1 protein-coding gene is annotated in these 1,725 nt (G+C 64.3%); it reads right to left on the bottom strand.

Going from position 1 to position 1,725, the window contains the following annotated elements; all coding sequences use genetic code 11:
* Window positions 1–403: 403 nt before the first annotated feature.
* The coding region (locus tag EAF64_RS20620) for a carboxypeptidase-like regulatory domain-containing protein (protein ID WP_135811383.1) at window positions 404–1,725 on the bottom strand (1,322 nt) is incomplete at its 5' end.

Raw genomic sequence — 1,725 nt, 5'->3', positions numbered from 1 at the left:
CATAGTTTGCTCCATCTGTTCGCACGCTGACTGTCAGCGCGGTGGCACGACCCCCAACAGTGGGACTGGAGGGCAGTCCCGTCCGCAGGCCCCACTACCTGCGAACCGTCTCTCGTTCCCTCTTGCGCGCACGACTCGTAGCGCGTGCGCGTGACGTGTGTCTTCGCGGCGTCGTTACCACTACGAGTTTGCTCTTTGTTGCATGTTTGTTAGTATTTTTCTAAGTGCTAGTGATACTTCATTGTACGTTGATTTTGACCGATTTTATTCGGCCGTCGGGTCGGCTGGCCTCGAACGGGAGAGCGTGTCCTCGATCGGCCACGGAGCCGCCAGCGGACAGCGTCGAGCCGCTGGCTGTGCAGTGTGGCGTGCAAAAGAAGGCGGCCGAGTCGTCGAGTGGCCGTTAGCTACCGGTCTGGATATTGAACTCGGTCAGGTACGCGACCTCGTTGTCGCCGGTACCGGCCGGAATACCCTGTTCGGTGTTGACCTGATCGTTGATCGGGACGAAGAACGTCGTGCCACAGCCGGTCGCGGAACCGACCGAGAAGTCGTCCGTGACCAGCTTCCCGATGTCGCTGTCGTTGATCCGCTGTCCGGACACCGTGCTGGTGGCCGGGAACGGCGAGCCGGTCTGGTAGCTCTTCTCCGTCGAGACGTTGATCGACACGCTCGGGAGGCGACAGGTCGAGTCCGAGAGCCGGTTCGACGATTCACTCACGACCTGTGAGTAGGGGTTCGCAGCCGGCGACGAGACCGAGAAGATACTCCCGATCGACCACACCGTGACTCCGATATCGACCGTGGTTTCGACGGACACGCGGCCCGTGTCGACGTCGAACGTCCCGCCGGCCTGATCGATCGTCGTGATGTTGGCACGGAAGTAGATGTTCCCGATGGTATCGGACTCCGTCTCGTTGATGATGTCCCGCGCGGGCGGGAAGTCGACGTCACCTCGCCAGGTGTCGTTGGACGGGTAGATCGTTCCCTCGATCGTGATACAGTCGTCGGTCGGCAGGAAGTCCGGACCCTGGTCGGCCGGCGTGGGTTCGCCGCCGCGACACCGCGAGTACAGGATCGGCCGCGAGTTGTCGGGCGTCCCCGTGTGGAGGTAGCTCTCCTCACCGCGCACGTACGCCGTGAACTGCATGGGCTGTTCGGGCTCGGACTGCGGTTCGAGCGCGAAATCAGCGGTCGCCGACCCGCCGGCTTCGACCGTGGTCGTCTGGGTCGCGGCCTGGAAGTTCGTCGCGTTCGCTTCGACCGTGTAGGTGCCCGGCGCGACCGACAGCGTGTAACTGCCGTCGGCGGCGGTGGTCGCCGACTGACTGCCAGCCGAGACCGTCGCGCCACCGAGGTTGTTCCCGTTCCGGTCCTGAACGACGCCACTGATGGTGCCGTCCTCGGCCGTCAGCGAGAAGTCGACCGTCGTGTTGCTGTTTTCGGTCACCGTCGCCGACTTGCTCGCCGACAGGTAGCCGTCCGCGTCGGCCGTCACCTGGTAGTCACCCGGTGCGACCGACAGCGAGTAGCTGCCGTCGCTGGCCGTAGTCGTCGAGACGTCACCAGCCGTGACCGTCGCACCCGACAGTGCGTCGCCGTTCGTGTCCGTCACCGTCCCGGCGACGGTACCGTTGTCCGGCGATGCCGCGTTCAGCGTGATCTGTGCGGTCGCGGTGTCGTTCGCCGTCGAGACACCGTGCGTGTAGGTGCCTGCCGCCAGCG

The sequence above is a fragment of the Halorientalis pallida genome, from assembly GCF_004118325.1.
GTDB lineage: Archaea > Halobacteriota > Halobacteria > Halobacteriales > Haloarculaceae > Halorientalis > Halorientalis pallida.
This window is presented reverse-complemented; position numbering and strand designations above follow the sequence as displayed.